Origin of the sequence: Burkholderia metallica (assembly GCF_001718555.1) — a bacterium.
Lineage (GTDB): Bacteria > Pseudomonadota > Gammaproteobacteria > Burkholderiales > Burkholderiaceae > Burkholderia > Burkholderia metallica.
In genome coordinates, this window is record NZ_CP013401.1 from 891,802 (window position 1) to 916,920 (window position 25,119).

22 protein-coding genes are annotated in these 25,119 nt (G+C 62.8%); 21 read left to right on the forward strand and 1 reads right to left on the reverse strand.

From position 1 onward, the window contains the following. Positions 1-76: 76 nt before the first annotated feature. The 6 genes from WJ16_RS03980 to WJ16_RS04005 all read left to right on the forward strand — a co-directional run bounded on the left by WJ16_RS03980 (position 77) and on the right by WJ16_RS04005 (position 4,912). Positions 77-655, forward strand: a complete 579-nt coding sequence (locus WJ16_RS03980) for a YqgE/AlgH family protein (protein WP_011351143.1) — start codon at positions 77-79, stop codon at positions 653-655. Next, a complete protein-coding gene (gene ruvX / locus WJ16_RS03985; RefSeq protein WP_069255940.1) occupies positions 652-1,101 on the forward strand; it encodes a Holliday junction resolvase RuvX in 450 nt (149 codons plus the stop codon). The genes WJ16_RS03980 and ruvX overlap by 4 nt, the downstream gene beginning before the upstream one ends. Continuing rightward, positions 1,088-1,600, forward strand: coding sequence for a bifunctional pyr operon transcriptional regulator/uracil phosphoribosyltransferase PyrR (gene pyrR / locus WJ16_RS03990; RefSeq protein ID WP_069255941.1), 513 nt, complete (start codon positions 1,088-1,090; stop codon positions 1,598-1,600). Before ruvX ends, pyrR begins: the two co-directional genes overlap by 14 nt. Before the next feature lie 73 nt (positions 1,601-1,673). Further along, positions 1,674-2,705, forward strand: a complete 1,032-nt coding sequence (locus WJ16_RS03995) for an aspartate carbamoyltransferase catalytic subunit (protein WP_006476735.1) — start codon at positions 1,674-1,676, stop codon at positions 2,703-2,705. A 52-nt stretch (positions 2,706-2,757) separates the two neighbouring features. Further along, positions 2,758-4,035 (forward strand): dihydroorotase, encoded by a 1,278-nt coding sequence (locus tag WJ16_RS04000; RefSeq protein ID WP_069255942.1) that lies wholly within the window; start codon positions 2,758-2,760, stop codon positions 4,033-4,035. A 19-nt stretch (positions 4,036-4,054) separates the two neighbouring features. After that, a complete protein-coding gene (locus WJ16_RS04005; RefSeq protein ID WP_069255943.1) occupies positions 4,055-4,912 on the forward strand; it encodes a lysophospholipid acyltransferase family protein in 858 nt (285 codons plus the stop codon). Between the two features lie 32 nt (positions 4,913-4,944). On the opposite strand, the gene WJ16_RS04010 is transcribed toward WJ16_RS04005, so the two are convergent. Then, positions 4,945-5,784, reverse strand: coding sequence for a symmetrical bis(5'-nucleosyl)-tetraphosphatase (locus WJ16_RS04010; RefSeq protein ID WP_069255944.1), 840 nt, complete (start codon positions 5,782-5,784; stop codon positions 4,945-4,947). A 338-nt stretch (positions 5,785-6,122) separates the two neighbouring features. Here WJ16_RS04010 and rfbB point away from each other — a divergent pair, with 338 nt between their 5' ends. From rfbB to WJ16_RS04080, 15 genes are all read left to right on the forward strand, one after another. Beyond that, positions 6,123-7,184 carry a dTDP-glucose 4,6-dehydratase gene (gene rfbB / locus WJ16_RS04015; RefSeq protein ID WP_069255945.1) on the forward strand — a complete coding sequence of 354 codons (1,062 nt, stop codon included), beginning with the start codon at positions 6,123-6,125 and terminating at the stop codon, positions 7,182-7,184. An 11-nt stretch (positions 7,185-7,195) separates the two neighbouring features. Beyond that, positions 7,196-8,089, forward strand: coding sequence for a glucose-1-phosphate thymidylyltransferase RfbA (gene rfbA / locus WJ16_RS04020; protein ID WP_069255946.1), 894 nt, complete (start codon positions 7,196-7,198; stop codon positions 8,087-8,089). After that, positions 8,074-8,625, forward strand: coding sequence for a dTDP-4-dehydrorhamnose 3,5-epimerase (gene rfbC, locus WJ16_RS04025; protein ID WP_060312845.1), 552 nt, complete (start codon positions 8,074-8,076; stop codon positions 8,623-8,625). The genes rfbA and rfbC overlap by 16 nt, the downstream gene beginning before the upstream one ends. Next, complete coding sequence (gene rfbD / locus WJ16_RS04030) at positions 8,618-9,517, forward strand: dTDP-4-dehydrorhamnose reductase (protein WP_069255947.1); 900 nt, start codon at positions 8,618-8,620, stop codon at positions 9,515-9,517. The genes rfbC and rfbD overlap by 8 nt, the downstream gene beginning before the upstream one ends. A gap of 40 nt (positions 9,518-9,557) precedes the next feature. Continuing rightward, positions 9,558-10,418: a glycosyltransferase family 2 protein gene (locus tag WJ16_RS04035; RefSeq protein ID WP_069255948.1), complete on the forward strand. Its 861-nt coding sequence runs from the start codon at positions 9,558-9,560 to the stop codon at positions 10,416-10,418. A gap of 43 nt (positions 10,419-10,461) precedes the next feature. Then, positions 10,462-11,244 carry an ABC transporter permease gene (locus WJ16_RS04040; RefSeq protein WP_069255949.1) on the forward strand — a complete coding sequence of 261 codons (783 nt, stop codon included), beginning with the start codon at positions 10,462-10,464 and terminating at the stop codon, positions 11,242-11,244. Positions 11,245-11,254: 10 nt separating this feature from the next. Further along, complete coding sequence (locus tag WJ16_RS04045; RefSeq protein WP_069255950.1) at positions 11,255-12,007, forward strand: ABC transporter ATP-binding protein; 753 nt, start codon at positions 11,255-11,257, stop codon at positions 12,005-12,007. A 42-nt stretch (positions 12,008-12,049) separates the two neighbouring features. Further along, complete coding sequence (locus WJ16_RS04050; RefSeq protein WP_069255951.1) at positions 12,050-13,927, forward strand: glycosyltransferase family 2 protein; 1,878 nt, start codon at positions 12,050-12,052, stop codon at positions 13,925-13,927. Positions 13,928-14,025: 98 nt separating this feature from the next. Next, complete coding sequence (locus WJ16_RS04055; RefSeq protein WP_069255952.1) at positions 14,026-15,468, forward strand: mannose-1-phosphate guanylyltransferase/mannose-6-phosphate isomerase; 1,443 nt, start codon at positions 14,026-14,028, stop codon at positions 15,466-15,468. Between the two features lie 110 nt (positions 15,469-15,578). Next, positions 15,579-16,613: a GDP-mannose 4,6-dehydratase gene (gmd, locus tag WJ16_RS04060; RefSeq protein ID WP_027810772.1), complete on the forward strand. Its 1,035-nt coding sequence runs from the start codon at positions 15,579-15,581 to the stop codon at positions 16,611-16,613. A gap of 4 nt (positions 16,614-16,617) precedes the next feature. Then, positions 16,618-17,508, forward strand: coding sequence for an NAD-dependent epimerase/dehydratase family protein (locus WJ16_RS04065; protein WP_069255953.1), 891 nt, complete (start codon positions 16,618-16,620; stop codon positions 17,506-17,508). Continuing rightward, a complete protein-coding gene (locus WJ16_RS34635) occupies positions 17,505-17,642 on the forward strand; it encodes a hypothetical protein (RefSeq protein WP_157126715.1) in 138 nt (45 codons plus the stop codon). The genes WJ16_RS04065 and WJ16_RS34635 overlap by 4 nt, the downstream gene beginning before the upstream one ends. 6 nt (positions 17,643-17,648) lie before the next feature. Further along, positions 17,649-22,583, forward strand: coding sequence for an FkbM family methyltransferase (locus WJ16_RS04070; protein WP_069255954.1), 4,935 nt, complete (start codon positions 17,649-17,651; stop codon positions 22,581-22,583). Between the two features lie 724 nt (positions 22,584-23,307). Further along, positions 23,308-24,153 carry a glycosyltransferase family 2 protein gene (locus WJ16_RS04075; protein ID WP_069255955.1) on the forward strand — a complete coding sequence of 282 codons (846 nt, stop codon included), beginning with the start codon at positions 23,308-23,310 and terminating at the stop codon, positions 24,151-24,153. Further along, positions 24,150-25,115 carry a UDP-glucose 4-epimerase family protein gene (locus WJ16_RS04080; RefSeq protein ID WP_069255956.1) on the forward strand — a complete coding sequence of 322 codons (966 nt, stop codon included), beginning with the start codon at positions 24,150-24,152 and terminating at the stop codon, positions 25,113-25,115. The genes WJ16_RS04075 and WJ16_RS04080 overlap by 4 nt, the downstream gene beginning before the upstream one ends. The last annotated feature ends 4 nt before the right edge of the window (positions 25,116-25,119 follow it).

Genomic DNA, 25,119 nt, shown 5'->3' on the forward strand with positions numbered 1-25,119 from the left:
CGTTGCCAGCGCGGCGCGGCGTTGCTTGTTGATCGCGGCCCGGTCAGGCCGCGGCGTCTTTGCTAAAATTCAAACCATGTCAAAGCCTTCCGATCGCATCAATCTCACCAACCAGTTCCTGATCGCCATGCCGAACATGGCCGATCCGACGTTCTCGGGAACGGTGGTCTATCTTTGCGATCACAGCGAGCGCGGCGCGCTCGGCCTCGTCATCAATCGTCCTACCGATATCGACCTCGAATCGCTGTTCAATCGCATCGACCTGAAGCTCGACATCGAGCCGCTGCTGCACATCCCGGTGTACTTCGGCGGCCCGGTCCAGACCGAGCGCGGCTTCGTGCTGCACGAGCCGGTGGAGGGCGCGAGCTATAACTCGTCGATGTCCGTCGAGGGCGGGCTGGAGATGACCACGTCGAAGGACGTGCTCGAGGCGGTCGCGACGGGCACCGGCCCGAAGCGCTTCCTGCTGACGCTCGGCCATGCGGGCTGGGGCGCGGGGCAGCTCGAGGAAGAGATTTCCCGCAACGGCTGGCTGACGGTGGCCGCCGATCCGCGCATCGTGTTCGACACGCCGGCCGAAGAGCGCTTCGAAGCCGCCCTCGGCCTGCTCGGCGTCAGCTCGTCGATGCTGTCCGGCGAAGCAGGGCACGCATGAGTGGCGCGAGCGCGCGCGATGCGACGCTCCTCGCGTTCGACTACGGCGAAAAACGGATCGGCGTCGCGGTCGGCAATGCGCTGACGCGCTCGGCCCGTGCGCTCGTCGTGATCCAGAACCTGAACCGCGAACACCGCTTCAAGGCGGTCGGCGACCTGCTGGCCGAATGGCGGCCGGACGCGCTCGTCGTCGGCCTGCCGATGCATCCGGACGGCACGCCGCACGACATGACGCTACAGGCGAAGCGCTTCGGCAACCAGTTGAACGGCCGCTTCGGGCTGCCCGTCACGTGGGTCGACGAGCGCTACTCGTCGGTCGAGGCCGAAGCCGGGCTGCGCGAGCGCAACGTGCGCGGCCGCGCCCGGGCCGAGATGCTCGATGCCGAGGCCGCCCGCGTGATCCTTCAACAGTATCTCGATCAATTGTCCGACCATGAGCACCATTGACGCCGAGGCGCTTTACCGCGTCCTGCTCGACCAGATCCGCGCCGCGTACGGCACGGCGTTCGCCGAACCGGGCGGCCCACGCCTCGCCGGCATTTACAGCGGCGGCGCATGGCTCGCCGAGCGCCTTGCGCGCGATCTCGGCGCGCCGGCGTTCGGCGTCGTGAACGTCGCGCTGCACCGCGACGATTACGCGAAGAAGGGGCTGCATAGCCAGGCCAGCCCGACGTCGCTGCCGTTCGACGTCGACGGCGCGCGCATCGTGCTCGTCGACGACGTGCTGTACACCGGGCGCACCGTGCGCGCGGCGCTCAACGAACTGTTCGACTACGGCCGTCCGGCCGCGGTCGAGCTCGCGGTGCTCGCCGATCGCGGCGGCCGCGAGCTGCCGGTCGCCGCGCGCTTCGCGGGCGGCGCGCTCGACGTGCCGGCCGATGCGACGCTCGTGCTCGCACGCGACGACGCGCAGTTCACGCTGCGCGTCGAGGCGCACGACGCCTGAACGACACGCGAACCGTATCCCGGGCCGCTGGTTTGCTCCGCGGCCCGTTTGCATAGTTGGAATCACGCACATCATGACCACCGACACCACTGGCCGCACCGGCAATCCCGCTGCGGCCGCGAGCCCCGACCGGTTCCGCTACGGCTTCCTGAAGGGCAACCCGCAGCTCACGAAAAACGGCGAGCTGAAGCACCTGCTGTCGATCGAGGGCCTGCCGCGCTCGATCGTCAACCACATCCTCGATACGGCCGAGCAGTTCGTCAGCGTGACGGACCGCGAGGTGAAGAAGGTGCCGTTGCTGCGCGGCAAGTCCGTGTTCAACCTGTTCTTCGAGAACTCGACCCGCACGCGCACGACCTTTGAGATCGCCGCGACGCGCCTGTCGGCCGACGTGCTGAACCTGAACATCAACGCGTCGTCGACGAGCAAGGGCGAGTCGCTGCTCGACACGATCAACAACCTGTCGGCGATGCATGCCGACCTGTTCGTCGTACGCCACGCATCGAGCGGCGCGCCGTACCTGATCGCCGAGCACTGCGCGCCGCACGTGCACGTGATCAATGCCGGCGACGGCCGCCATGCGCACCCAACGCAGGGCCTGCTCGACATGTACACGATCCGTCACTACAAGCGCGACTTCACGAAGCTGCGCGTGGCGATCGTCGGCGACATCCTGCATTCGCGCGTCGCGCGCTCCGACATCCACGCGCTCACCACGCTCGGCGTGCCGGAAGTGCGGGCGATCGGCCCGCGCACGCTGCTGCCGGGCGGTCTTGAGCAGATGGGCGTGAAGGTGTTCCACAACCTCGACGAAGGGCTGAAGGGCGTCGACGTGATCATCATGCTGCGCCTGCAGAACGAGCGGATGAGCGGCGCGCTGCTGCCTTCCGCGCAGGAATACTTCAAGACCTGGGGCCTGACGCCCGAGCGCCTCGCGCTCGCCGCGCCCGACGCGATCGTGATGCACCCGGGCCCGATGAACCGCGGCGTCGAGATCGATTCGCAGGTCGCCGACGGCCCGCAGTCGGTGATCCTCAACCAGGTCACGTTCGGCATCGCCGTGCGGATGGCGGTGATGGGCATCGTCGCCGGCAACAGCGACTGAGCCCGCTTTCGCGCATCCCTATTCACGCAATCAACGCATTCACAGACAGCGCATGAAGATTCATATCAAAGGCGGCACGCTGATCGATCCGGTCGCCGGCACCGAGCGGCAGGCCGACGTTTTCGTCGCGGACGGCAAGATCGCCGCGCTCGGCACGGCGCCGGCCGGTTTCAACGCGGACAAGACGATCGACGCATCGGGCAAGATCGTCGCGCCCGGCCTCGTCGACCTGTGCGCGCGGCTGCGCGAGCCGGGCTACGAGCACAAGGCGACGCTCGCGTCCGAGATGGCCGCGGCCGTCGCGGGCGGCGTCACGACTCTCGTCTGCCCGCCGGATACCGACCCCGTGCTCGACGAGCCGGGCCTCGTCGAGATGCTCCGATACCGCGCGCGCAATTTGCACCAGGCGAACGTCCATCCGCTCGGCGCGCTGACGGTCGGCCTCAAGGGTGAAGTGATCACCGAGATGGTCGCGCTGACCGAGTCCGGCTGCATCGGCTTCACGCATGCCAACGTGCCGGTGCGCGACACGCAGGTGCTGCTGCGTGCGCTGCAGTACGCGAGCACCTACGGCTATACCACGTGGCTGCGGCCGCAAGACGCGTTCATCGGCCGCGGCGGCGTCGCCGCGAGCGGCGCGCTCGCATCGCGGCTCGGGCTGTCCGGCGTGCCGGTCGCGGCCGAGACGATCGCGCTGCACACGATTTTCGAACTGATGCGCGTGACGGGCGCACGCGTGCACCTCGCGCGGCTGTCGTCGGCGGCCGGGCTCGCGCTCGTGCGCGCGGCGAAGGCCGAAGGGCTGCCCGTGACCTGCGACGTCGGCGTGAACCACGTGCACCTGATCGACGTCGACATCGGCTACTTCGATTCGCAGTTCCGGCTCGATCCGCCGCTGCGCAGCGAGCGCGATCGCGAAGCGATTCGCGCGGCGCTCGCCGACGGCACGATCGATGCGATCTGCTCCGACCACACGCCGGTCGACGACGACGAGAAGCTGCTGCCGTTCGGCGAGGCGACGCCGGGCGCGACGGGGCTCGAACTGCTGCTGTCGCTGACGCTGAAGTGGGCCGATGAAACGCGTACGCCGCTTGCGCAGGCGCTGCGCCGCATCACGTCCGCGCCGGCCGACGTGCTGCAACTGCCGGCGGGGCGCCTCGCCGAAGGCGGCGCGGCCGACCTGTGCGTGTTCGATCCGCGTGCGCACTGGCGCGTCGAGCCGCGTGCGCTGAAGAGCCAGGGCCACAACTCGCCGTTCCTCGGCTACGAACTGCCCGCCTGCGTGCGCACGACGCTCGTCGCCGGGCAGATCGCGTTCGAGCGCTCCTGAACCACGCCGGATCTTCGCCATGACCGCCATTCGGAAGCTGCGTCTCGTTTTTCACCTGTTGCGCGGCATGGTGATCGTCGCGCTGCGTTTTTCGCACGTCACGCCCGCGCGGCGCGCCGAGCTGACGCGCCGCTGGTCGCTCAAGCTGCTGCGGATCTGCGGGATGCGTCTCGTCGTCCACAACGACGGTGCGCGGCTCGACGCGAGCGCGCTCGTGGTCGGCAACCACGTGTCGTGGCTCGACATCTACGCGGTCAACGCGTGGCGGCCCACGCCGTTCGTGTCGAAGGCAGAGGTGCGGCAGTGGCCGGTCGTCGGCTGGCTCGCCGAAAAGCTCGACACCGTGTTCCTGCAGCGCGAGAAGCGCACCGAGGCGATGCGGGTCATGCACGAGATGGCCGAGCGTCTGCGCAACGGCGGGCTGATGTGCGTGTTTCCGGAAGGCACGACGACCGACGGGCAGGAACTGCTGCCGTTCCATGCGAACCTGTTCCAGTCCGCCGTATCGGCCGGCTGCGCGGTGCAGCCAATCTGCCTGATGTACGAGGACGCGCAGGGGCGGCAGTCGGTCGCGCCGGCCTACACGGGGGATCTGGCGCTCGGCAAGTCGCTCGACATGGTGCTGCGCGGCGGCCCGCTCGTCGTGCATCTGTACGTGTGCGATCCGATCGCGCCGGGTGGCGACCGGCGGGCGACGTCCGCGGCGGCGCGCGACGCGATCGCGGCCGCGCTCGCGACGCTGCAGGCGAACGTCGGCAAGCCGACGGCCGAGTCGCTCGCGGAACTGGCCAGGCATGCGTATCCGGCGACCGAGCTCGGCACGGGGCCGGCGGGCAACGAGACGGCCGACGCGCCGGTGCCGGGGCGCGAGGGTTGATGCGCTTCCCGGCCCCGCGAATCAGCGTGTAATCACTCTCCGCCCGGCGCGCGGCACGCGTCGCACTGCACTTGCGTGACCGTGCGCTGCGCCGGATCGGCCGTCAGCCGCACGGCCGACAGCTGGTTACCCCACACACACCCGGAATCGAGCGCGACGACGTTCTCGCGCAGCATCAGGCCGAGCGCGGCCCAGTGCCCGAACACGACGGTCACGTCGTCCGTGCGGCGCCCCGGTACGTCGAACCACGGCAGATAGCCGGGCGGCGCGCTGTCGGGGCCGCCGTTCGCCTTGAATTCCATCGTGCCGTCCGGCGTGCAGAAGCGCACGCGCGTGAACGCGTTGAACGCGACGCGCATCCGGTCGCGTTTTTTCAGGTTCGGGTTCCATTGGTTCGGTTCGTTGCCGTACAGGCCTTGAAGCGTGTCGCGCCAGTCGGGGGCGCGCAGCGCGCGCTGGAGTTCGTCGGCGAGTTCGAGCGCGAGCGTGGTGTCCCATTGCGGTAGTACGCCTGCATGGACGAGCAGCATGCCATGTTCGAAGTGCGCGAACGGGCGGTGGCGGACCCAGTCGAGCAATGCGTCGGCGTCGGGTGCGTCAAGGATTTCGCCGATGGTGTCGCCCGGGCGTTCGGTGCGCAGGCCGGCGGAGACCGCGAGCAGGTGGAGATCGTGATTGCCGAGTACGACCGTCGCGCGTGGGCCAAGGTCGACGAGGGTGCGCAGCGCGGCGAGGGAGCCGGGGCCGCGGTTGACGACGTCGCCCGCGACCCACAGCGGCGTGTCGGCGGGGGCGGAAAGCTTCTCGAGTAAGGCCTGGAAAGCGGAATGACAGCCTTGGATGTCGCCGATGGCGATGGGGGTATGGGTCATGAGGGGGCGAATATCACAAGGTTCGGATGGAGGGGAAGGGAAGTCGCACTTCTCTCGGGTTGTGAAATTTTAATTCCCCTAAGTGGCGGGAATGTAGTGTGAAATTTCATCGCGAGCCGGGGCCGTAGCGCTGTATCAAGTTGTTAGCAGCATGGCCTTTGCTGCCCTCGGCTCTCTATAATTGTCGCCTTCCCCGATAAAATTAGCATTTCATGACTTTGGAGGCCATGTCGACCGGTTAAAATTCCCGGTTGGACACGGCGGTCATATCGATTCGCTACGAATCTGATGCGGCAGGCACTTTGTGGTGCCTGCCGCGCATTACTTGAGGGAGCCTCATGATCCTGGTTACGGGCGGCGCGGGTTTTATCGGTGCCAATTTTGTACTCGACTGGCTGCGTGCATCCGACGAAGCCGTGCTCAACGTCGACAAGCTGACGTACGCGGGGAATCTTCGCACGCTGCAGTCGCTGGACGGGAACCCGAAGCACGTGTTTGCGCGCGTCGACATCTGCGACCGTGACGCGCTCGACGCACTCCTGGCCGAGCACAAGCCCCGCGCGGTGCTGCACTTCGCCGCGGAAAGTCACGTCGATCGCTCGATCCACGGTCCGGCAGATTTCGTGCAGACCAACGTCGTGGGCACGTTCACGCTGCTCGAGGCTACGCGCCAGTACTGGAACGGCCTGAGCGATGCCGACAAGGCCGCGTTCCGCTTCCTGCACGTGTCGACCGACGAGGTGTTCGGGTCGCTGTCGGCCACCGACCCGCAATTCTCCGAGACGACGCCGTACGCACCGAACAGCCCGTATTCCGCGACGAAGGCGGGTTCGGATCATCTGGTGCGCGCGTACCACCATACGTATGGTTTGCCGGTGCTGACGACGAACTGTTCGAACAACTACGGCCCGTACCAGTTCCCGGAAAAACTGATCCCGCTGATGATCGCGAACGCGCTCGCGGGCAAGCCGCTGCCGGTGTACGGCGACGGTCAGAACGTGCGCGACTGGCTGTACGTCGGCGACCACTGCAGCGCGATCCGCGAAGTGCTCGCGCGCGGCGTGCCGGGCGAGACGTACAACGTCGGCGGCTGGAACGAGAAGAAGAACCTCGAGGTCGTGCATACGCTGTGCGACCTGCTCGACAAGGCGCGCCCGAAGGCGGCGGGTTCGTACCGTGATCAGATCACGTACGTGACGGATCGTCCCGGTCATGATCGCCGCTATGCAATCGATGCACGCAAGCTCGAACGCGAACTCGGCTGGAAGCCGGCGGAGACGTTCGAGACCGGCCTGGCGAAGACGGTGGACTGGTATCTCGATAACCAGGCCTGGGCCGACGAGGTTGCGTCGGGCGAGTACCGCAAGTGGGTCGAAACGAACTACGCGAAGCGCACTTGAGGGGAGAAGCGATGGCACGTAAAGGCATCATTCTCGCCGGCGGTTCCGGCACCCGGCTGTATCCGATCACGCACGTCGTCTCGAAGCAACTGCTGCCGGTGTACGACAAGCCGATGATCTACTACCCGCTGTCGACGCTGATGGTCGCGGGCATCCGCGACGTGTTGATCATCTCGACGCCGCAGGACACGCCGCGCTTCGAGTCGATGCTCGGCGACGGTAGCCAGTGGGGGATGAACATCCAGTACGCGGTGCAGCCGTCGCCCGACGGTCTCGCGCAGGCGTTCATCATCGGCAAGGAGTTCGTCGGCAACGATCCGTCGGCGCTGATTCTGGGCGACAACATCTTCTATGGGCACGACCTGGCGAAGCAGCTCGAACGGGCGCACGCGCAGGAAACGGGCGCGACGGTGTTCGCGTATCACGTGCACGACCCGGAACGTTACGGCGTCGTCGAATTCGACAAGTCGTTCCGTGCGCTGTCGATCGAAGAAAAGCCCGCGAAGCCGCGTTCGAACTACGCGGTGACGGGCCTGTACTTCTACGACAACCGCGTATGCGACATCGCGGCCGACATCAAGCCGTCGCCGCGCGGCGAGCTGGAAATCACTGACGTCAACTCGCGCTATCTCGACAGCGGCGCGCTGAACGTCGAGATCATGGGGCGTGGCTATGCGTGGCTCGATACCGGCACGCACGATTCGCTGATCGAGGCGGCCAGTTTCATTGCGACGCTGCAGAAGCGGCAAGGTCTCGTGGTCGCATGTCCGGAAGAGATCGCCTATCGCCGCAACTGGATCGATGCCGAGCAAGTACTGAAGCTGGCACAGCCGCTCGCGAAGAACGCGTACGGGCAGTACCTCAAGAACATTCTCACGGATCAAGTCGCATGGCCATCCAAGTAACGGCAACGGCGCTGCCCGAAGTCAAGATCATCGAGCCGAAGGTGTTCGGCGACGCGCGCGGGTTCTTCTACGAAAGCTTTAACGGGAAGGAATTCGCCGAGCAGGTCGAACCCGGGATCGAATTCGTGCAGGACAACCATTCGCGCTCGTCGAAGGGTGTGCTGCGCGGCCTGCACTATCAAATTCAGCATGCGCAGGGCAAGCTCGTGCGCGTGGTGGAAGGCGAAGTGTTCGATGTCGCCGTCGACATTCGCAAGGATTCGCCGAACTTCGGCAAGTGGGTGGGTGTGGTGCTGTCGAACGACAACCACCGGCAGTTGTGGGTGCCGCCCGGGTTCGCACACGGTTTCGTCGTGCTGTCGGAGGCCGCGCAGTTCCTTTACAAGACGACCGACTACTGGTTCCCCGAACACGAGCGCAGCATCGTGTGGAACGATCCGGAGATCGGGATCGAGTGGCCGATCGATTTCGAGCCGCTGCTGGCGGCGAAGGATGCGGCCGGCAAGCGTTTGAGCGAAGCCGAAGTTTATGCGTGAGGTGGGCGTGACTCCTGAACCGACGATCCTCGTGACGGGTGTGAATGGCCAGGTCGGGTTCGAACTGCTGCGCTCGCTGCAAGGCCTCGGCCGCGTGGTGGCATGCGACCGCTCGATGCTCGACCTGTCCGATCTCGAGCGGGTGCGCGGTGTCGTTCGCGAGCTGAAGCCGTCGATCATCGTGAATCCGGCAGCCTACACCGCCGTCGACAAGGCGGAGACGGACGTTGACGCCGCGCGTCTGTTGAATGCGGACGTGCCGCGCGCGTTTGCGGAAGAGGCGGCGCGCATCGGCGCGGCGCTGATTCACTACTCGACCGACTACGTGTTCGACGGCACCAAAGAGGGCGCTTATGTCGAAACGGATGCGACCAATCCGCAGAACGTCTATGGTCTGACCAAGCTCGAGGGCGAACAGGCGATCGCGGCGACCGGGTGTGCGCATCTGATCTTGCGAACGAGCTGGGTTTACGGCCGGCGCGGCAAGAACTTCCTGTTGACGATGCTGAAGCTCGGGAGCGAGCGTCCTGAACTGCGTGTCGTCGCGGATCAGGTTGGCGCGCCGACATGGTCGAAGACGATCGCCACCGCGACCGCGCACATCGTCGCGCAGGCGTTGGCGGCCGATGACGCGGACTGGTGGGCGCAGCATTCCGGCGTCTATCACTTCACGTCCGCGGGCGCCACGTCGTGGCACGGGTTTGCCGAGGCAATCTTCGCCCAGGTGATGGGCGAGCATGCGCCGAAGGTGTTGCCGATTCCGGCGAGCGACTACCCGGTTCCCGCCAAGCGCCCGTCCAATTCGCGACTGTCGCACGACAAGCTGACCGAAGCATTCGGGTTGCGGTTGCCGGACTGGGCCGATGCGCTGACGCTGTGCCTGAGTGAGTAACTTGAATCAGAATTCCGCGGTTCGGGAGCAGACCGGTGTCGTGATCGTGTTCTACCGGCCGGATAGCGGTTGCGTAGCCCGTGCGAACCGGCTCGCCAAAGTATGGCCATGCGTGGTGGTGGACAACACGGAGAGCATCAGTGCGCCGGAAGCGCTCGGGCTCGACGCGCGTATCGACTATGTCGCGAACGGCGCCAATCTTGGCATCGCGACGGCGCTCAACCAGGGCATCGAACGGCTGGCCGCGGCGAACTGTACGTCGGTATTGCTGTTCGATCAGGATAGCGAGCCGTCAGACGAATTGCTGGTCGAACTGCCTCGCACAATGGCGGCCGAGCGCATGCGTAATCGTCGCGTGGCGCTCGTCGGGCCCGCGTACGAGGATGCGCGATTGGGCGGCGTCGCGCCGTTCGTCCGCTTCGGGTACGTGAAGTTGCGCCGGGTTCAGCCGGACGGTGTGCAACCGGTCGAGGTCGACTTTCTGATTACGTCGGGATCGTGCGTGAATCTCGCTGTATGGCGTGACATCGGCCCGATGGACGATTCGCTGTTCATCGACTTCGTCGATCTCGAATGGTGTGTCCGCGCGCGCTCGAAGGGGTATTCGGTGCTCGGTGCGCCGGCGTTGCGGTTGAAGCATGAACTGGGCGGCGAGCCGGTGAAGGTGTTCGGGCGGAGCTACCCGGGGCACAGCGCGGTTCGGCATTACTATCTGTTCCGCAACGCGATCGCGCTGATCCGGCGTTCCTACGTACCCTGGAGCTGGAAGTCGACCGAACTGGTCAAGATGCCGGTCCGGCTTGCGATCTACGCGTTGTTCATGCAGCCTCGCGTGGCGCACTTTCGGCTCTCGTTGCTCGGAATCTGGCATGGACTGACCGGTCGTACCGGGGCGCTCTGATGTACCGGCCCATTTTTTAATTTCATTCAACTAGAAAGCTTGCATGCTCACTCTTTCACTTGCTGATCTCAAACAGAGCATTGCCTCGTGGCGGCTATGGACGCTGCTCGGCTGGCTCGAAATCCGGCAGCGCTATGCTCGCTCGAGCGTCGGACCGTTCTGGCTCACGATCAGCATGGGCGTGATGATTACGTCGCTCGGCGTGGTCTACGGTACGTTGTTCGGACAAAAGATGAATGAATATTTACCGTTCCTTGCGTCGAGCATCGTGCTGTGGGGGCTTTTTTCCCAGACGATCCAGGAGGGAAGCATCGCGTATATCAGCAGCGGCGCCTACATTCGCCAGGTGCCCACACCGAAGCTAATCTACATTCTGCAAGTCGTATGGCGGAACCTGATCGTGCTGGCACACAATTTCGTGATTGTCATCGGTCTTCTGATGATCTTCGGCGTCAAGAGCTGGGAGACGCTGCCGATGTTCATTCCGGGGCTGCTTCTGTATGTGCTGAATGCGATGTGGATCGCCATGCTGACGAGTCTATTGTCGGCACGATTCCGCGACCTTCCGCAGATCATTGGGGCGCTGCTTCAAGTCGCATTCTATGTAACACCCATCATCTTTCGTCCGGACGCGCTGAATCGTTTTTCGTTCATCGTCGAATGGAATCCGCTTGCTTACCTGATCGATGTCGTTCGTGGCCCGCTGATCGGACAAATGCCGAGCGCGCTGACGTGGGGAGTGACCATCGGCATGGTGGTCGTTGGATGGCCGATTGCACTGCTCATGACCGGTCGTTATCTGAAACGTCTTCCGTACTGGGTCTGAAGGAGGCGACATGGCATACATCGAACTGAAGAACGTGACGCTGGATTTGCCGATCTACGACGTCCAGGGCCGTTCGCTGAAGAAACAGGTCCTTCGCATGGGGCGACGCAACCGGATCGCGGAGGGCAACGACGGCGTCATCGTCGTACGTGCGCTCGACGATCTGAGTTTCCGCTTCGATCGCGGCGATCGCGTGGGGCTGATCGGTCACAACGGCGCGGGAAAGTCGACGCTGCTGCGTGCGATGGCCGGCATTTATCCTCCGACAGCCGGCTCGCTGTCGCGAGTAGGCAAGGCCGTGCCGCTGCTCGACATCAGCCTCGGCATGGACGAGAACTCGACCGGAATGCAGAACATCCGGTTACGCGGCCTGCTACTCGGCATGACTGACGCGGAGATTCGCAAAAAGCAGAACGATATCGCCGAGTTCAGCGAATTGGGCGACTATCTCGATCTGCCTATCCGTACTTATTCGAGCGGCATGAAGATGCGGCTCGCATTTGCCGTTTCGACGGCGGTCGACGCCGAGATCCTGCTGCTCGATGAAGTGATGGGCGTGGGCGATGCGTCGTTTATGCACAAGGCCGAGGCGCGTCTCGAGGAACTGCACGACCGTGCCGAGATCGTTGTGCTCGCGATGCACTCGAACAAGGAAATCCGCAAGGTATGCAACAAGGCACTGTGGATGGAGCGCGGGCGTGTGCGCGCTTTCGGGGAGGTCGATGACGTCGTGTCGCAATATGCGGCTTCGGTGGGGGAGTGATGGTTGTGAAGTCGAACGCCGGTATGGTTGGGTGCTGAACCGATGAAGTTGCGCAAAGTACGTTCGTTCGTGAACCGCGTGGCGGGTGACGGTGGATTGCGACTGGTCGTGCGCAAGGCTTACGGCATCTTCCGCCGGGAAGGGGTCGCCGGCGTCAGGAGCCGGATCGCATGGCTGCGCGCGGGCGCGCCGGGTGTCATCGATCCCGTTCTCTACGCAGAATGGGTACGCCGTTACGATCAGGTTGACGACGCAACGCGTACGGCCATTCACGAGCGTATCGCCAGCTTCGCGAATCCTCCGCTGATTTCGGTGGTGATGCCGGTCTACAATCCCGATTCCGCTTGGCTGGCGGAGGCGATCGAGTCCATCCGCGGACAACTTTATCCGCATTGGGAGCTCTGTATTGCCGACGACGTGTCGACGAATCCGGCCATCCGCCCGCTGCTCGAACGTTACGCTTCCCAAGACCCGCGGATAAAGGTCGCGTTTCGGCAGAAGAATGGCCATATTTCCGCCGCATCGAATACTGCGCTCGAACTCGCGACGGGCACTTGGGTCGCGCTGTTCGATCACGACGACCTGTTGCCGGAGCATGCGCTTTACTGTGTCGCGGACGTAATCGTGCGCGATCCGTCGATTCGGATGATCTATTCCGATGAAGACAAGATCGATGGCTCGGGCAAGCGCCGTGAACCGTATTTCAAGTGTGACTGGAACCCCGATCTGTTCCTTTCGCAGAACATGTTCAGCCATCTGGGGGTATTTCAAAAGGCGCTGCTCGACGAAGTCGGCGGTTTCCGCGAGGGGTACGAGGGGTCCCAGGACTACGATCTGGCCCTTCGTTGTGTCGACCGTGCGGGCGCCGCAGCAATCCATCACATCCCGCGGGTGCTGTATCACTGGCGCGTCCATGCGGAAAGCACTTCGTCGGGGACTGACGCGAAGCCCTACGCAGTAGTGGCCGGCGAGCGGGCGCTCAACGACCACTTCGAGCGAACGGGTGTCCGCGGTGTGGCGGAGTACGCAGGAAACGGCTACCGTGCGCGTTATGCGATGCCGGATCCGGTGCCACTCGTCAGTCTGATCATCCCGACGCGAAACGGGCTGAACCTGATTCGGCAGTGCATCGCGAGCATTGTTGGCAAGACGACGTACGAACGGTACGAAGTCATCATCGTCGACAATGGCTCGGATGATCCAGAAACACTGAACTACCTCGCGTCGCTCGAGAACGACCCACGTTTCCGGGTATTGCACGACGATCGGCCGTTCAATTTCGCGGCGTTGTGCAATGCGGCCGTCGAGGTGGCAAGCGGCGAGGTCGTCGGACTGGTCAACAACGATATCGAGGCGATTTCTCCCGATTGGTTGACGGAAATGGTCAGTATTGCATTGCAACCCGGCGTCGGCGCGGTGGGCGCGAAACTGCTCTATCCGAACGATACCGTCCAGCATGCCGGCGTAGTGCTGGGGCTTGGCGGCGTGGCCGGACATTTGCACAAGCACATTCCACGCGGATCGTTCGGGTACTTCGGTCGCGCTAGCCTGATCGGCGCTTTCTCCGCAGTGACGGCTGCGTGCATGATCGTGCGCAAGGCTGCCTATCGCGAAGTGGCTGGAATGAACGAACAGGATCTGGGTGTCGCGTTCAACGATATCGATTTCTGTCTTCGCTTGCTGAAGGCCGGCTATCGCAATGTCTGGACCCCGTATGCGGAGCTGTATCACCATGAGTCGGCGACGCGTGGTTACGAGGACGATCCTGTCAAACAGGCTCGATTCGACGGCGAGGCCGCGTACATGCAAAAGCACTGGGGAGAACTGCTGCGGAATGATTCCTCATACAGTCCAAATCTGACGCTGAACGAAGAGGATATCGGTCTGGCCTGGCCGTCGCGGGTGGGCGCGCTCGTCTGAGCGCGTGCCAGGCGATGAAGGCCGGATGCCGCCGGAATTAATGAGTGGTACTGATCCGGCGGTCGGAAAAATAGAAGGTATATCGTAACGGAGTTGACGTGAACATCTTCCCTGTAGTTCTGTGCGGCGGTAGCGGCACCCGTCTTTGGCCGTTGTCTCGGGGCGGTTATCCTAAGCAGTACCTCAAGCTGGCCGGAGAACACACGCTGGTTCAGCAGACCGTGCTGCGTCTGCAGGGCGTGCCCGGTGTCGAAGCGCCGATCATGATCACGAATGCGGAACAACGCTTCATCGTGGCCGATCAGTTGCGCAGCATCGACGTGGCTGCGTCGGCGGTCGTTCTGGAGCCGGTAGGGCGAAATACGGCGCCCGCGGTCGCGGCGGCGGCGTTGCTTGCGATGGAACAGTCTCCGGACGCGTTGCTGCTCGTGTTGCCGTCCGACCACGTGATCCTCAGCGATGCGATCTTCGCGAAGCTGGCGGACAAGGCGCGCGCTATCGCAAACGACGGGCATCTCGTCACGTTCGGTGTCGAGCCGACCAAGCCGCACACCGGCTACGGCTACATCCGCAGCGGGAACGTATTGGCGTCGCATGACGACGCGTTCCGTGTCGATGCATTCGTCGAGAAACCGGATGCGGAAACGGCGGCGCGCTTCGTGTCGGAAGGCGGTTATTACTGGAACAGCGGCATGTTCATGCTGAAGGCGTCGGTGTATCTCGACGAACTCAAGCGATTCGAGCCAGCCGTGCTCGAACAGGTCTCGCTGTCGGTCAAGCAGGCAAAGCGCGACGAGGATTTCGTCCGACTTGATGCCGATGCATTCCAGGAATGCCCGAACATCTCGATCGACTATGCGGTGATGGAGAAAACCGACCACGCGGTGATGGTCGCGGCCGCCGGTCTGAACTGGAGCGATATCGGCTCGTGGGCCGCGCTCGCGGATATTTCGGATACCGACGATACGGGCAATACGCTGTCGGGCGATGTCCTGACTGACGATGTTTCCGATAGTTATATCCGGGCCGATCATCGAATGGTCACGGCCATCGGCGTCAAGGACCTGATCATCGTGGAAACGGCGGACGCGGTCCTCGTCACACATCGTGATCAGTCCGAGCGCGTAAAGAAGATCGTCGAGCGTCTCAGCGCGTCGGGGCGACACGAGTCGGTGACGCACCGGAAGGTCATCCGGCCGTGGGGTTCGTACGAGAGTATCGACCAGGGTGAACGCTTTCAGGTCAAGCGCATCATCGTCAACCCGGGCTCGTCGCTCAGCCTTCAGATGCACCATCATCGGGCCGAGCACTGGGTCGTCGTCCGCGGTACCGCGCGGGTTTTCAACGGCGACCAGGTCATTTTGCTAAGCGAGAATCAGTCGACCTATATTCCGCTGGGCGTGACACATCGTTTGCAGAACCCGGGGAAGATTCCGCTCGAGCTGATCGAGGTTCAATCGGGCTCGTATCTCGGTGAAGACGACATCGTGCGTCTCGACGACAACTATGGGCGGGATGTTGTCGCATCGACGGGCAAGTAACCACGATTGGAATCCGGCCTGGATTTACGTCACGTCGGCCGCTCGCATGGCGTGACCGCGATCGACGATTTTGGCCGGGGTTTCAACACGCTGAACAAACTGGAAAGAACATGACTGTTGCAATCATCACTGGCATTACCGGGCAAGACGGTGCGTATCTTGCGGAGTTGCTTCTCGAGAAGGGCTACACCGTCTACGGCACCTATCGACGCACCAGCTCGGTGAACTTCTGGCGAATCGACGAGCTCGGCGTCAGCAATCATCCTAATCTTCACCTCGTCGAATACGACCTGACTGATCTTGGCGCAAGCATTCGCCTGCTTCAGACGACGCAGGCGACGGAGGTCTACAACCTGGCTGCCCAAAGTTTTGTTGGCGTGTCGTTCGATCAGCCGGCAACCACCGCCGAGATTACCGGCATCGGCGCGCTCAACCTGCTCGAGGCGATTCGCACGGTCAATCCTGCGATCCGCTTCTACCAGGCCAGCACATCGGAAATGTTCGGCAAAGTACAGGCCGTACCGCAGGTTGAAAGCACGCCTTTCTATCCGCGCAGTCCGTACGGCGTTGCAAAGCTTTACGCGCACTGGATGACGATCAACTATCGCGAGAGCTACAACATCTTCGGCTGCAGCGGCATCCTGTTCAACCACGAATCGCCGCTGCGCGGCCGCGAATTCGTGACGCGGAAGATTACGGACAGCCTGGCGAAGATCCGTCTCGGCAAGCTCGACGTGCTGGAACTCGGCAACCTCGACGCCAAGCGTGACTGGGGCTATGCGAAGGAATACGTCGAAGGCATGTGGCGCATGCTGCAGGCGGAACGCCCCGATACCTACGTGCTCGCGACGAACCGGACCGAGACGGTGCGGGATTTCGTGTCGATGGCAGCCCAGGCGGCAGGCATCGAACTCGCGTGGCAAGGCGCGGGCGAGAACGAGACGGGCGTTGATACCCGAACCGGCAAGGCCGTGGTCAAGGTCAGCCCGAAATTCTACCGGCCTGCCGAAGTCGATCTGCTCATCGGCAACCCCGAGAAGGCGAGCAAGGAACTCGGTTGGGTGCCGAAGACGACGCTCGAGCAGCTTTGCCAGATGATGGTCGAGGCGGACATTCGTCGCAACGAAGCGGGCTTCTCGTTTTAAGGCCATGGCAAAAGTTTTCGTTACGGGCCTGGACGGATTTACCGGCCGCTATATGGCGGAGGAGTTGATCCGCTCGGGGCACGAAGTTTGCGGGATCGTTCACAAGCCGGTTGCCGCTGCACCGTGGCGAACGCACGTGTGCGATCTGCTTGATACCGACGCGCTGGTTCGCGTGCTGGCCGACGAGAAGCCGGATGCCGTCGTGCATCTGGCGGCCATTGCGTTCGTTCAGCACGGCGATGTCGGCGCGATTTATCAGACTAACGTGGTCGGGACGCGCAACCTGCTTGATGCGCTGACCCGCGCCGCGTGTCAGCCGCGAGCCGTGTTGTTGGCAAGCAGTGCGAACGTCTATGGCAATTCCGATCGCGAAATCATCGACGAATCCACTGCGCCGGCACCCGCAAACGATTACGCAATCAGCAAGCTGGCGATGGAAATGGTCGCGCGCATGTGGCAGGACAAACTTCCGATCGTCATTGTGCGGCCGTTCAATTACACGGGCGTCGGTCAGGATGAGCGATTCCTGCTGCCAAAGATCGTTCGGCACTTCAGCGCGCGCGCGGCGCGTATCGAGTTGGGAAATCTGAATGTCGTGCGGGATTTCTCGGATGTGCGCATGGTGGTCGCCGCGTATCGGAAGTTGATCGAAGCCGACTTCGCAGGACGCACGTTCAACGTCTGCTCAGGTGTCGGGTATTCGCTGCAGGACGTCTTGGCGACGATGCAGGAACTATCCGGGCACGAACTGGAAGTGGCGGTGAACCCGCAGTTCGTGCGCGCGAACGAGGTCCACAAACTCGTCGGAAATTGTGGGGCGCTTGAACATGCGATCGGTTCGACTCACGCGATACCGCTTCGCAATACGCTTGCATGGATGCTCGAACGTCCATGAGCGAACTGACTGTTGACGGCGTGTTCGGCGCGGCCGGCATGCACGGCGCGGTCATGGCCAGAAATGCAGGAAATCGGGGCGGTGCTGATGTTTTCGTCGATGCCGACTCGAATTCTCATAGCCTAGGTAAGTGAAAATTTATGCCTCTTGTTTCCTACGCGCAAAATCTCGAAGACGTCATGCTGCATCGCGCGCTGCAGCATGTGATGGCCGGCTTTTACATCGACGTCGGCGCATGGTCTCCCGACGAGCATTCGGTGACTCGAGCATTCAGTGAGATGGGGTGGAGCGGTATCAATGTCGAACCCAATCCGGTCTATTTTGCCGAGCTTGAAAGCCGGCGTCCTCGCGACATCAATCTTCGGGTCGCGGTGGGTGAAAGCACGGGCACGAGCCGTATCCATTTGTTTCAAGACACGGGCTTGTCGACGCTTGACGGCAAGATCGCCGACGGACATGTCGCAGCCGGGTGGAGCGAGAACGTTCAGGATGTCGTCCTGACGACCCTCGACAACATCTGGCGAGAGCACGTCAGTGCAGGGCGAGAGGTACATTTTCTGAAAGTCGATGTCGAAGGGGCCGAGCGCGCGGTGCTGGCCGGCAACGACTGGAAACGCAACCGCCCGTGGATCGTCGTGGTGGAAGCAACGCTGCCGCTGACGCAGAAGGAATCCCATCAGGAGTGGGAGAGCATTCTTCTGGGGGCGGGCTACGTGCATGTCTATTCGGACGGCCTCAACCGATTCTATGTCGCCGGCGAGCGGTCCGAGCTCATCGACGCGTTCAAGTATCCACCCAACGTTTTTGACGATTTCGTATCCGCGAGGACGGCTGAGTTGGCTGCGCAGGTCGAGACCTTGTCCGCTCAGGTGGTCGCCGCGGAGCAACGGGAACGCGATGCCGTAGAGTCCGTGCGGCGGACGGAGGTACAAAAAGTACTTGAAGAGCATGAGGCAAAGTATCAGGAGCTTGAACGCCTGAACAAGGAGTTGATGCGTCAGGCAGAGGCGATGGAACGTCGGCGGGCGGAGACGGAGTATGACCACAAGCGTCGCAACAAGGATGCAGAGAACCAGATCGCTGAATTGCGTTCGGCGCTTTCTGGCCGGGATGTGATGGCACAACAAGCCAGTCACCGTGCCGAATTGGTCGAGCAGCAGTATCAGGCTGTTACGCAATCGATGTTCTGGCGCGCGACATCTCCGGCACGCCGGATCGGGGCGATGATGCCTCCCGCTGCGCGGGGGCGCGCACGTCAGGTAGCCAAGGCCGCATGGTGGCTGGTTACGCCGTGGCGGATGCCGGCGCGGCTCGAGTTTCTGCGGCAGCGGCGCGCAACCCTGCTTCGCGAGCAGCAGGCCGTGAGCGATCAGGTCGAAGTGCTGGAAGACATCGGCGTTCCCGGTGCAGCGTCGTCGGGTCGGTACGCGGACTGGATTCGCGCGGTCGAAACGCGGTCGAGCCCTGATGTCCAGATCAAGGTCGACGGGCCGCTCGTGAGCTTTTTGCTTGCCGATGTCGAATCGATCGAGAGCGTGTCGAGAACGGTCGGTTCGATTCGCGCGCAATCGTATCGAAACTGGGAAGCCATCGTTGTTCACTCTGGCGCCGATGCGGCGATGCTGAAACTCGTCGAGGAGTGGACGAGCGCCGATTCGCGCGTGGTCGCTGTTGTCGCGTCTGGTGTGGCAACAGGGCGGCCGGCGAACCTTGCCATGGGCTTCGATCGCGCCAAGGGCAAGTTCGTCGCGGTTCTCGATAGTGGGGATATTCTGGCGCCTGGTGCGCTGAGCGACATTGTTTCCGTACTCGCGAAGTCGCCGCGGGCAGACATCGTCTACGGCGACGAGGACGTGCAGTCGGCGTCGCAAACCCGCGAGCGACCGTATTTCAAACCATCCTGGTCACCTGATCTTCTCTACGCGTTCAACTACTTCGGACGGTTGACGTTGCTTCGCCGCGCGTTGGTGACGCAGGCGGGAGGGGTGGACATCACTGCCGCGACTGCCGTCGAATGGGATCTCAATCTGCGCGTCAGCGATCATGCGCAGAACATCATTCGTGTTCCAAAGGTACTGTGCCATCGCAAGCCGGGGGCGAGCCAAGAGCGGCCTGCACCCGACACGAATGAGGCCGGTGATCATCGCGCGGTCATTCAGCGATATTGGGAGCGTCACGGCGTCAGCAACGCGGTGACCGTTGAAACCCAACCGAACGGCACCCAGCATGCCACCTGGCAGATCGAGCGCGCGCCGCTGGTTTCGATCGTCATTCCCACCAAGAATAAGCCGGAGCTGCTCCGGATGTGCCTGGAAGGCCTGCTGCATGCAACCGACTATCCGAACAAGGAAGTCGTCATCGTCGATACGGGATCGGATGATCCCGAGACGCTCGCTTTCTACGAGCAGCTGAAATCCGAACCGCAGGTTCGAATCGTTCATTTCCGGAACAAGTTCAATTATTCGGCCGCATGCAACTTCGGAGCGGTGAGAGCGCGTGGCGAGTTTCTGCTGTTCCTGAACAACGACATCGAGATCATCAAGAGCGACTGGCTGCAGGAACTCGTCCGATTTGCGATGCGTCCGGGCGTAGGTGTCGTGGGTACGAAGTTGATCTACCCGTCCCTGGAATTGCAGCATGCAGGCGTGTCGATCGGCATTCATCTCGCCGCATTGATGTACCGGAGCGGCGGCGGCATCGAATGGGATGTATTCGGCTCGCCGGATCATCCGCGAAACTGGCTTGCCATCATGGGCGCCTGTCAGATGGTGCGCAGGAGCGCCTTCGAAGAGGTTGGCGGGTTTGACGAATCGTATCTGATCGCGATGAGCGACGTTGCGCTGTGCATGCGGATCTGGCGTGCCGGCTATCGTACGGCCTATACGCCATATGCCTGTCTCGTGCATCACGAAGGGGCGACGAGAGGGAACAGCAATCCGGTCGAGGATATCCGTCGCCTGGCCGACGACATCCGTCATTTGGGCATCGACGAGGATCCGTATCTTCACCCCGAACTGGACGGGCATTGCGCCATTCCGGCCCTGCGTTTGCAGGGAGGCGTCGGCGTTCGTGCGGAACTCGATCGACAGCTTCGAGAAACCGGTTCGCTTCCGTTGTCGGCGAGGGAGCTTCGTCTCGACGACGAAGGCATTTGCATGGAAGTCGCAGGATTGGTGCGAGACGAAGTTGTGTGGCCCCCGCAGCCGGTCCACAAGATTTCCGATATCTGGAGCGCCGCGCGCTGGTGTCTGGATCTGTTGCGACGCCGGGCCGATCTTCGCGTGCGGTTCCCGCAGGCGCTTTCGGCTGGACCTAACGGCGCGTTTGCACAATGGCTGCTCACAGGCGGCGGGCGCGACCTCGGCCTGACGGAGGCCGGCGTCGCGGCGATCGGCCAATTGTTCGAACAGGATTTTGGTGCGCCGGCGCGACAGATCTTCATGTTCCGTCAGGATGTCCGCGAACTCATGCCGCACGGGTTGACGCCAGCCGGGCAAGCAGATCTGTTCGAATGGTTCATCCAGCATGGGCGTGTCGAAGCGGACCTGCAACTTGAGCAAATCTGGTGGCTCTTCTGGCAAGCGTCCGAAGCGCCGGCTCGTGAGCTCGTGGAAGCTTATCGCTTTACACCGGCATGGCAACGACTCCATCCGGACGGGTTGACGATTTTCGGACGTGCCGCATTTGCTGCCTGGTTTGCCGCAACATACCGGGTTCACGAGTCGTGGGGGGTGCCGGACACCTGGCCGATCGACTTGTCGCCTGCCGAGCAGATTCGAACGGCATACAACGCCCGTGAAGACTGGCGCGATCGCTTCCCGTCGGTGTTGCGTAATGCAGCCGAGGCGCGTGCGCTAGTCGAATGGTTGCGAACGGACGAAGCCGCGTTGCCGCACGACGTCCGTTCGTGGTGCGAATCGCTAGAGATCGATGCGGTGGCCGCTTCGCTGGCTAAGCCCGGTGTCAACGTGATCGCGCACTTCTGTTATCCGTCGGGTCTGCGCGTCTCGGCGGAAGCGTTGGTGAAGGGGATGCGCGAGGTCGAGATGCAGACTTCCTTGCGCGATATTCGAACCGATCAGAGGGATGATCCGCATCACGTCGATTTCTCCGGTGCGGAAGATTTCGACGTTACGATCATTCACACGCAGCCGGAACCGTTCTTCGACGATGTGTACGGGCGATCCGATTTGCTCGAGCGTGCGCAGCGAACCTACCGGATCGCATACTGGTACTGGGAATTCGATTCGATACCGGACAGCTGGCTGGAGCAGGCGGCACGTGTCGATGAGGTCTGGACTGCGACCGAGTTCGTTGCCAAGGGGTTGCGCGAACGGTTGAGCATTCCGGTGAGGACGATTTTCCCGGGGGTGCAGCTTGGCCAGTATCAACGCCGGGATCGGACATACTTCGGACTGGACGACGGCGAATATACGTTCCTGTTTACGTTCCACATGATGAGCATCATGGAGCGTAAAAATCCGATGGGGTTGATTCGCGCATTCAGCAAGGCATTCGGGCCGGACGACTCGGTCTGTCTGGTGCTGAAGACTTCATTCGGTGATCGTCATCCGGCTCAGATCAAGGAGTTGCAGCTTGCTGCCGAGATGTCGGGGGTGAAGATCAAGATCATCGATCAGGTGTATTCGCCGGACGAGGTACTGTCGCTCATGGATGCGTGCGATGCATACGTGTCTTTGCATCGAAGCGAGGGGTTGGGTCTCACGATGGCGGAGGCCATGCTGATGGGGAAGCCCGTCATTGCTACGAACTATTCGGGCAACGTGGACTTCATGGACGACAGCAACAGCCTTCTCGTACCTTATGATCTCGTGAAACTGGGACGGCCGATTCCTCCGTACGACGCGAATCTCCACTGGGCGGAACCGTCGGTGGATGAGGCGGCGAAAGCGATGCGCAAGGTGTTCGAGAATCAGGAATGGGCGCGTGAACTCGGTGCACGTGCGCGCGAGCGCGCGCGCGTCAGTCTGTCGCTGACCACGGCCGGTCACCATGCGGCGGATCGTATCAATGAAATCCTCAGCGCAATGCCCGGGAAGTCCGGCAGTCGGTGACCGGTTGTCGCATAGCGCCGGCGTCGGTCTCGGTCGAGCGTCGACGCCATAATCCGATCCGAAGTTGCGCGGCGGCACTGCCGGTCGGTGGCGCGTCCGACAGTGTCAGCCTGATTCGGCCGCCGTCGGCAAGTGCATGTCAGTGTATTGTGAGTCATCGTTTGAGGGCGCGCAAAGACGCCTTGATCCGCCAACTCGTCGACGACAGCATTTCCGCGTTCAACTAATGCATGCTGACAACGTCCGATTCCCGCGCGGCAACCGCCGATCGGGTTGCAGACGGGTCGGTTTCGGCTTCATCCGGCCGGTTGTGGGCGTCGGGCCGATCGACGTTTGCCGTGCTCAGTCCGTCGGACAATACGTCCCGCTTGTGTTCCGATACGCGGACTGACCCGTTGAGCGTAGCGACTGCCGCATTCACCTTGTTCCGCAACGGAATCGCGCCGCCGTGGATGGCGGTGAAGATTGGTGCGGCGTGCTTCACGAGGCGGCGTGTGTCGCGTAATGCTCACCCACGCCATCAAATGGCGAGCCGGAATTAAGGGGCAGCTTTTATGCCGGCGATGGCCGTGCTGACGTTAGAATTGCGCCGTTGGCACCGTGAAATGCGCCGCGAGTTTGCCGGTCAGCCGGTCGAGCGAGGCTGCGGCTGCACCTGCGTTGCCGCAACCTGCTGGACTGTCTAACCTGCGCTTCATCTGGCAAGCGCATAGCCGAACTACGGATGAATGTAACAAGCCTGCCACCCAGTGATGCCGAAGGATTGTCGGTTTCCGTCGTCGTTTATCAGCCGGATATTGCTCAACTCGGGCAAACGTTGACTAGCCTGGGCGCAGCATGTGCCGGTCTGTGCACTGCCTCGGCGCCTTCTCCGGTCGAACTGTTCCTCGTTGACAACGGTGGACTGGGCGACGTTGCTGCATTGATTGATGATCTCGATACGAAAGGCATTACCACCCGGATTCTGTCAGGCCACGGCAACGTTGGTTACGGACGGGGGCACAATCTCGCGATCGAATCGTCGACGCGCCCGTTTCACCTGATCTTAAATCCTGACATCGATCTCGACGCAGATGCGCTCGTTGCCGCCCGTGCGTTTCTCGACTCACGTCCCGAAGCCGGCGCACTCACACCGTGGATCGGCGATGACACGGGCAGGCAGCAGTATCTCTGCCGCCGTTACCCGGCGGTACTCGATCTGCTCGTGCGCGGCTTTCTGCCGGCTCGGTTCCGTGCGCCTTTTGCGAAGCGCCTCGCTCACTACGAAATGCGCGATGTCATCAACGACCGCGACGTCGTCTGGGATCCCCCCATCGTCAGTGGCTGCTTCATGTTGTTCCGCACCGAAGTCCTGAAGCAACTCGGCGGCTTCGATCCGCGCTATTTTCTGTACTTCGAGGACTACGACCTGAGCCTGCGCGCGCACGAGGTTGCCCGCGTCGCGTATGTCCCGTCGGTGCGCGTGGTTCATCACGGTGGTGGTGCGTCGCGCAAGGGCTTCGCGCACATCCGTATGTTCGCCGCGTCGGCCTTCCAGTTCTACAACCGCTTCGGCTGGAGGTTCTGGTGAGTCACCTCGTCGTCACAGGAGCGAACGGCTTCGTCGGCCGGGCAGTGTGCCGACTCGCGCTGCAAGCTGGGCACACGGTTACCGCGCTGGTGCGACGTCCGGGCGGCTGCATCGACGGCGTACGCGAATGGGTCCACGACACCGCCGATTTCGCGGGTCTGGATGAAGCGTGGCCCGCCGACCTTTCCACCGATTGTGTGATTCATCTCGCCGCGCGCGTGCACGTGATGCGCGACGAGTCCCCCGATCCCGACGCTGCGTTCGATGCCACCAACGTCGCCGGCACGCTGCGTCTCGCCGACGCCGCGCGCCATCACGGCGTGCGCCGCATCGTGTTCGCGAGCAGCATCAAGGCGGTCGGAGAGGGCGATGGCGGAATACCCCTGTCGGAAGCGTTCGAACCCGACCCGCAGGATGCATACGGCCGTTCGAAGCTGCGAGCGGAACGGCAGCTTGCGCAGTTCGGCGCATCCGTGGGGCTCGATGTCGTCGTCGTTCGTCCGCCGCTCGTCTACGGCCCTGCCGTCCGTGCCAACTTCCTGCGAATGATGGACGCGGTCGCGCGCGGGATGCCCTTGCCGCTCGGCGCGGTTTCGGCGCGCCGCAGCATCGTCTACGTCGACAATCTCGCCGACGCGCTGCTGCGTTGCGCAATCGACCCGCGAGCGGCCGGCGAATGCTTTCATGTCGCCGACGACGACGCCCCGACGGTCGCGGGCCTGCTGCGCCTCGTCGGCGACGCGCTCGGCAAGCCGACGAGGCTGATCGCGGTGCCGCCGGCGCTGTTGCGTGTGCTCGGAAAGCTGACCGGTCGCAGTGCGGCTATCGACCGCCTGACGGGCAGTCTGCAACTCGATACCGGTCGGATCAGGCGCGTGCTCGACTGGCAGCCGCCCTATACGACCCGCCAGGGCCTCGAAGCGACCGCCGCATGGTATCGTTCGCGCGATACACGAAAATAAAAGC